Below are 7,372 nucleotides of genomic sequence, written 5' to 3'. Positions count from 1 at the left end.
TCACCTTTTGTTACTTGTAATACTTGCTCTTTCATATCTTTCATTCTCCCTTCCTTTTCTTTTGTTACAAAGCTTCTATTATACTAATACGCTTGATAGAAATACGATTAATGCTGTTAATACTACCGCTCCACTTGCTGATCCTACGAAATCACCTTTTGTTACTTGTAATACTTGCTCTTTCATATCATTTATCCTCCCTTTTTATAAGTTATCTATATGTAATTTCTAAGAAATGTTTATTTCATAGTTTTTATGTTAACGTTACATTAAATTTGATAACGTAACGTTTGTAACATTAATGTAACATAACTATTATTACGTTGCAATATAATTACGTAAAATTTATTACACTTTTTTTACGTTTTTTTATAATAACCCTCAAAAACCTTTATTTAATGCGTTTTTCACTAAGTTCACGTTTGTAACATTCGTGTAACATTACAGTCATAAAGTGAAATGTAGTCATATTCCTCTCTATTTTTGTTACAAATCGTTTATTTAGTGACACTAAACCTATCTAATCTTTACTTACTTTTAATATGAGATAAAATACCGTCTTTCCAAGATAAGTTTATATGTTTCCTCTATATAACTATGTATAATAAAAACAAAGAGGTGGTCATTTTGAAATTAATCGCATTAGATATGGATGGTACACTACTATCATCTAATCTTGAAATCTCCAAAGAAAACCTACAAGCAATCCAAACTGCACAAGAAGCTGGTCATATTGTAATGATCTGTTCTGGTCGTGCGAAAGAGGATGCTTTAAAGCTATTGGAAGAATATAAATTATCTCTTCCAGTCGGAGCAAGCAATGGGGCTATTGTTTATGTGGATGGAAAAGTAATTAACTCGCGTTGTATACAAAACGACAAAGTGTACAAACTTGCAAAATTACTAGAATCTGAAGGTTTCCCATATAAGCTATATACGAATAAAGGAGTTTATTCTCCATATACATGGCAAGATCAAGTGATGCAAGCATTCGAAGAAAATAAGCATGCGCTTGATGTTACATTAGAGGAACTTGAACGAATTACAGAAAAGCAAAAGAAATCGAACCTAATTACTGATTTCAAAAAAATAGAAGATGTTGTAAATAACCAAGAACTAGAAATATCTAAATTCTTCATTTTAACGTTTAATGCAGCGCATCGCGCACAACTATTAAGTATATTACAAGAAGATGCTGATATTATGGTTACAGCATCGGCTCCTACTAACTTAGAAATTATGGATAAGAATGGACATAAAGGAAACGGGATACAGCAGATGGCAGCTCATTTTAATATCCCTATTGAAGATACAGTTGCTATTGGTGATAATTTTAATGATGTACCGATGTTAGAAGTAGCAGGCTTATCTGTTGCAATGGGCAACGCTGAAGAAGATGTAAAAAAGCTATGTGATGTTGTAACACTAACAAACAATGAACATGGTGTTGCTCACGCAATCGAGCAATTTGTATTGAAACAAACTTCATCTATTAAATAAAAAAAGGACTCTTTCAATTTGAAAGAGTCCTTTTTTATACGTGATGACAAGCAACAAAATGCTCTGCACCAATATTACGGAATTCTGGTACTATTTTTTTACAAACATCCGTTACAAATGGGCAACGTGTATGAAAACGACAGCCCGAAGGTGGATTTGCTGGACTTGGAATATCCCCTTCTAGTATAATTCGCTCTCGCTTCACTGTTGGATCTGGTATTGGAACAGCTGATAACAATGCTTTCGTATAAGGATGTAGCGGATTGGTAAATAACTCATCACGCGGTGCTGTCTCCACAATCGTACCTAAATACATAATTCCGATTTTCGTACATAAATGTTCTACTACACTTAAATCATGCGAAATGAATAAATAAGATAATCCCTTTTTCTCTTGTAACTCACTAAATAAATTAATAATTTGTGCTTGGATAGATACATCTAGTGCCGCCACAGGTTCATCAGCTACAATAAATTCCGGATTTAATACCATAGCTCTTGCGATTACGATACGCTGACGTTGTCCACCAGAAAACTCATGGGGATACCGGTCAATATGATAAGGAGCTAATCCACATAACTCCAATACTTCAATTACCTTTTCACGAACATTTTCTTTCGTCGCTAATCCGTGGGCCAACATTGGCTCTCCAAGCGCTTCTCCAATTCTCATTCTCGGATTTAATGAGCTAAATGGATCTTGGAAAACGAGCTGCATATTAGGGCGATGTTTTCTTAATTCATCCTTGGATAAAGAATGAACATCTTTCCCTTTAAACTTCACTTCTCCCTCCGTTTTTTGAACGAGGCGTAAAATTGTTTTTCCTATTGTTGTTTTTCCGCTCCCTGATTCGCCAACGAGACCAAACACTTCACCTTTATTAATAGTAAAACTTACTCCATCAACCGCTTTTACATGCCCAATTGTTCTACTAAATACGCCACCCTTAATTGGAAAATATGTCTTTAGATTTTTCACCTCTAATAATGGTTCACTCATTGTTCCGCACGCTCCTCATATAACCAGCAAGCTACTTTATGATTTTCATCATTTACATTTAGATTTGGGGCTTCTTTTTCACATATTTCCATACAATGCTCACAACGCCCACTAAAGTAGCAAAACTCACCTAAACCAACTAAATTCGGAACTTGCCCTGGAATAGAATATAGTTTATCTATTCGTTTTCCCATTACTGGTTTTGATTTCAATAATCCTTTCGTATAAGGATGTTTTGGATTTTGGAATATCTCTAGTACTGGGGCTTCTTCGATAACTTTCCCGCCATACATAACGACAACATAATCAGCCATTTCCGCTACGACACCTAAGTCATGTGTAATTAATAAAATCGACGTTTTAAATTCTTCTTTCACTTGTCTTAGTAGATCCAATATTTGAGCCTGAATGGTAACATCAAGAGCTGTTGTTGGTTCATCCGCAATTAATAACTTAGGATTACAACTAAGTGCAACAGCAATCATAATACGTTGTAACATCCCGCCGCTCAGTTCATGCGGATAAGAATGGACGATTTCATCAGCGCGGGCTATGCCAACTTTACGAATTAACTCAATTGCCTTCTTATATGCTTCATTTTTACTAAGTAATTCATGCTCCCTTAACGTTTCTACAATTTGCTCTCCTACAGTGAAGACGGGGTTTAGCGATGTCATCGGTTCTTGGAAAATCATCGCAATATCATTCCCTCGTAAACTACGAAGCTCTTTCTCTTTCATTCCTAAAAGACTTTTTCCTTCATATAAGATATCTCCACCTACTACACTGCCTGATTCAGCAATAAGTCCCATAACAGATAACGCCGTTACACTTTTTCCGCAACCAGATTCACCTACAACACAAACAGTTTCACCTTCTCGAACAGAAAAACTAACATGATTCACAGCTTTTACTGTCCCTTCTTCTGTCTGAAAGTGTGTTTGTAAATCTTTCAGCTCTATTACCGCTTTACTCATATCTCCTCACCTACCATCTCATCTTTGGATCTAATGCATCACGAAGTGCATCACCAAGTAAATTAATTGATACAACTGTTATAAAGATTGCAAAACCAGGCGGAATCCATAACCATGGACGCTTTTGGAAATCGATTAATGAGTTAGCTGCGCTAATCATGTTCCCCCATGATGGTGTAGGTGGAACGACTCCGAGACCTAAGTAACTTAGTGCGGATTCTCCCAAAATAGAACCTGCAACACCTAATGTAGATACGACAATTAAAATGGGTAAAACATTAGGTATTAAGTGATATATAATTTTCCGGTAATCTTTTATTCCTAACACATCCGCAGCTTGCATAAATGCTTGCTCCCTAAGTGATAAAATTTGCCCTCTTACAAGGCGTGCAAGCCCTGGCCAACCTACTAAACTTAAAATAATCATAATGACATACAAACGATAATCAGACGGTACTTTCCACTCTGATAAAATCGCACCCATTATAATAAGTAACGGTAATCCTGGTATCGACATTAAAATATCTGCAAGTCGCATAATAATATTGTCCACAATACCACGATAAAAACCTGCAATCGCTCCTAATAAAGCTCCAAGTATAACCGATAAAACCATTGAAGCTAAACCAATGGTTAATGAAATACGTCCCGCTTGCATAAGCCTTGTTAAAATATCTCTTCCTAATTGATCTGTACCAAGCCAATGAGAAAAACTAGGTGGTTTGTTAATGAGCGCAACTTGTATTTTTCCTGATGCATATGGAGAAAAGAACGGACCGATAAAACAAAATAAAAACATAAAAATTAATGCATAAAACCCTACAAGTGCCATCTTATTTTTCTTTATCTTTTTAAAAGCTTGTCGCCATGGTGATGATTCATTTCTTCTCTTTTTTTCTTTTTTTTCTGTAATTACTGTAACAGTCTCCATTTCTTTCCCCCCTTACTTCAACCGAATTCTTGGATCAACAACTGCATATACGATATCTGCTAAAAAGTTTGAAACGATTGTTAAACAAGAAAGAAACATCGTAAATGCCATCAATACTGTATAGTCACGGAAATTTAATGCTTCTAATTGAATATTACCAATCCCTGGCCAGTTAAAAATTTGTTCAATAATAATTGCCCCAGAAAACAATCCAGGTAATTCAAATGCTAATAACGTAATTGCCGGTAAAATTGCATTTTTTAATGCATGCTTATAAATAACCGTCTTCTCCTTCAAACCTTTCGCTCTTGCTGTTCGTATGTAATCTTGTCTTACAACCTCTAACATACTTGTTCTAAAATAACGAGTTAGCGAGCCGACCCCAAGAAGTGTCAAAATAAATACTGGTAAAATCATATGTTTTGCAACTTCTATCACGTAAGCAAATCCTGTTGAATTACTGCCAACATCAATCATTCCACCTATCGGTAATAACTTAAAGTCAACCGCAAACACCTTAATTAAAAACAAACCGATAAAGAATGAAGGGAATGACATTGCTGCAAAAACACCGATTGTTACAAGTTTATCGAATAAAGAATGTTGCTTCGTCGCCGAGAATACACCGATAATAAGTGCAATTAGCCAAATAAAAAACAATGCAATAATTGCTACACTAAAAGAATTCCAAATAAATTTATTTAATAATGACGTTACAGGCTCTTGATATTGAAGCGAGAAGCCAAAGTCCCCTTGCAATGCATTACCTAACCAATGAAAATAACGCTCAACAATTGGTTTGTTCAACCCATATAACTCCCTCAGTTCAGCTGCTCTTTCCGGTGTAATTTTCGGGTTTGAATCAATATAATCCCCAGGAAGAAGTGCGAACAGGACGAAGATAATAATTGATGTACCAAGCAGTGTAGGAATCATTTGTAACAACCTACGAACAATATATGTTTTCACCCTTTTTCTCTCCAATCTTATGCTTAAAATAGAAGAACATTTTTTCAAAGCGGCACATTACTAACCGAATGAAAAAATGTCTTCTACTTATACATTCTTATCGTTATTTTTCAAATGATAATACTGGTAAGTTTGCACTAATACTGTTGTACTTTTCAGGATCAATTCCTTTTATATTCCCGTTATAACCAGTAATTGTTCTACGGTAGTTTAATAGAATTACTGGTGGATCATCACTTAATTCTTTATACAATTCTTTATAAATAGGTTTACGCTTTTCGATATCTACAGTTTCAATACCTTTTTGAATTAGCTCATCTACTTTTGCATTCTTATAACCAAGACTAGTTTCATTTGCAGTAGACAAATATTCACCAGCTGTTTCACTCGGATCACTTGTAATCGGTGTCGAAACAGAAGCTAAATCATAATCCCCTTTGTTTACCTTAGAAAGCATCGTATTAAAGTCCATAAATTCAGGATTAAACTCTACACCTATTTCTTTATAATTCTCTTTCGCAATCGGAATTAATAAATCACTATCTTTAGCCGAACTTGGACCGAAATAAGAAAGTTTTAATTTTTGACCATCTTTTTCACGAATTCCATCCGAACCAACTTTCCACCCTGCTTCATCTAATAATTTTTTCGCTTTTTCTTTATCGTATTCGTATTTATTAACTCCTTCTTCCGTATAAGCCCAAGAAGTTGGATGAATTGGTACATTGGCTACTGTACCGTATCCTTTTAACGCTGTATCAACATATTTTTTGCGGTCTAATCCGTAAATAAGTGCTTGGCGAACCTTTTTATCCTTTAAGTAAGGCTTATTATTATTCATATAAATATAACTAAATGACGGTGCTGTTTCGATTTGGATATTGGCGAATTCTAAAGCCTTAGCCTGTTCAAGAACCTCATCACCAGTACCTAAGCCAGTATGGTCAACTTCTCCTGTTTGGAATAACTGAAGCTTCGTATCACCAGAAGTAATTTTATAAATGAAGTTTTGAATTTTTGGTTTACCCGCATAATAATTTTCGTTTGCTACAAAACGAACTTCTTGACCTGGAATATACTTTTCAAATTTATATGGACCCGCAGCTAATGGCTTTCCATATAAATCTTTTAAGTAATCTAAGCTTGTATTTTGCTTATAATCTTTTCCATAATAAGCTTTTGATAGTACTGTACCTCCTAAAACAAATATAGCTTGTGAATTCACTTTTTCAGTTGTAATTTTAATTGTTTGTGGATCAACAACTTGAATACCTTCAATTGAAGTTGCTTTTCCTTCCTTATATTCTTTACCACCTTTAACCGCATATTGAGAGATATCTACTTCACCTTCATATGCCTTATCATGTAAAAGCGTCAATGTGAAAGCTACATCATCCGCCGTTAATGGCGATCCATCACTAAATTTCAAATCTTTACGTAAATGGAATGTATATGTTAACTGATCAGAAGAAACGTCCCACTTCTCAGCTAATTCTGGAATTGGTTTCCCTTGTTTATCGGTTGATACGAGAGATGCAAAAATAACTGAAGTTACGTTTCCATCCCAACCATTTTGTTGGAAGTATGGCAAAAATACGCCGCCTGGCTTACTAATACCAACTACTAACGTATCTTTTCTATTCTTCGCTTTGTCTGGCACTTTCGTTTTATCTGTCGCAGCGATCTTTTCAATTTTCACATTTTTTAAATCCTGCTGTTTAACCGGCTCTGTAGAAGCCGCGTCCTCCTGTCCCCCACAAGCAGACAACACAAGCGAACTACTCATTAATACCGAAAATACACCAGCCCATTTTTTTGTCTTTTTCTTCATTGTCCCCACCCTAACTTTTTATGATTATACCCTCTGAACGAATTACCTTATGTATGCCTCCCACAGCAACATTTATAGCCAATCGGAAAAGTCGGTTTTAATCGTAAAAAAATAGATGTTTTTGAGGGGTAACAATCTTATTCCGACCTTTCCGGTAGACTTTA

Annotated in this window: 7 protein-coding genes; 1 reads left to right on the top strand and 6 read right to left on the bottom strand. The window is 35.2% G+C overall.

Features of this window, described 5'->3' with window-relative positions:
* Window positions 1-78: 78 nt before the first annotated feature.
* A complete protein-coding gene (locus ACTFR3_RS27030) occupies window positions 79-186 on the bottom strand; it encodes a DUF3948 family protein (RefSeq protein WP_000664237.1) in 108 nt (35 codons plus the stop codon).
* A 441-nt stretch (window positions 187-627) separates the two neighbouring features.
* Here ACTFR3_RS27030 and ACTFR3_RS27025 point away from each other — a divergent pair, with 441 nt between their 5' ends.
* Window positions 628-1,500, top strand: a complete 873-nt coding sequence (locus tag ACTFR3_RS27025; RefSeq protein ID WP_000766420.1) for a Cof-type HAD-IIB family hydrolase — start codon at window positions 628-630, stop codon at window positions 1,498-1,500.
* Between the two features lie 34 nt (window positions 1,501-1,534).
* Here ACTFR3_RS27025 and ACTFR3_RS27020 read toward each other — a convergent pair whose 3' ends face one another.
* The 5 genes from ACTFR3_RS27020 to ACTFR3_RS27000 all read right to left on the bottom strand — a co-directional run bounded on the left by ACTFR3_RS27020 (window position 1,535) and on the right by ACTFR3_RS27000 (window position 7,208).
* Window positions 1,535-2,500, bottom strand: a complete 966-nt coding sequence (locus ACTFR3_RS27020; RefSeq protein ID WP_440044998.1) for an ABC transporter ATP-binding protein — start codon at window positions 2,498-2,500, stop codon at window positions 1,535-1,537.
* Window positions 2,497-3,477 (bottom strand): ABC transporter ATP-binding protein, encoded by a 981-nt coding sequence (locus ACTFR3_RS27015; RefSeq protein WP_000030737.1) that lies wholly within the window; start codon window positions 3,475-3,477, stop codon window positions 2,497-2,499. Before ACTFR3_RS27015 ends, ACTFR3_RS27020 begins: the two co-directional genes overlap by 4 nt.
* A 10-nt stretch (window positions 3,478-3,487) precedes the next feature.
* Window positions 3,488-4,408: an oligopeptide ABC transporter permease gene (gene opp4C, locus ACTFR3_RS27010; RefSeq protein WP_440044997.1), complete on the bottom strand. Its 921-nt coding sequence runs from the start codon at window positions 4,406-4,408 to the stop codon at window positions 3,488-3,490.
* Between the two features lie 12 nt (window positions 4,409-4,420).
* A complete protein-coding gene (locus ACTFR3_RS27005) occupies window positions 4,421-5,377 on the bottom strand; it encodes an ABC transporter permease (RefSeq protein ID WP_000860748.1) in 957 nt (318 codons plus the stop codon).
* A 103-nt stretch (window positions 5,378-5,480) separates the two neighbouring features.
* Complete coding sequence (locus ACTFR3_RS27000) at window positions 5,481-7,208, bottom strand: ABC transporter substrate-binding protein (RefSeq protein WP_000730692.1); 1,728 nt, start codon at window positions 7,206-7,208, stop codon at window positions 5,481-5,483.
* Between the last annotated feature and the right edge of the window lie 164 nt (window positions 7,209-7,372).

This window comes from Bacillus cereus group sp. MYBK14-1 (genome assembly GCF_051916885.1).
Lineage (GTDB): Bacteria > Bacillota > Bacilli > Bacillales > Bacillaceae_G > Bacillus_A > Bacillus_A cereus.
This window is presented reverse-complemented; position numbering and strand designations above follow the sequence as displayed.

Coding starts and splice junctions, on each gene's coding strand:
- ACTFR3_RS27020 (WP_440044998.1), bottom strand. CDS start 2,500: ATGAGTGAACCATTATTAGAGGTGAAAAATCTAAAGACATATTTTCCA.
- ACTFR3_RS27015 (WP_000030737.1), bottom strand. CDS start 3,477: ATGAGTAAAGCGGTAATAGAGCTGAAAGATTTACAAACACACTTTCAG.
- ACTFR3_RS27030 (WP_000664237.1), bottom strand. CDS start 186: ATGAAAGAGCAAGTATTACAAGTAACAAAAGGTGATTTCGTAGGATCA.
- opp4C (WP_440044997.1), bottom strand. CDS start 4,408: ATGGAGACTGTTACAGTAATTACAGAAAAAAAAGAAAAAAAGAGAAGA.
- ACTFR3_RS27000 (WP_000730692.1), bottom strand. CDS start 7,208: ATGAAGAAAAAGACAAAAAAATGGGCTGGTGTATTTTCGGTATTAATG.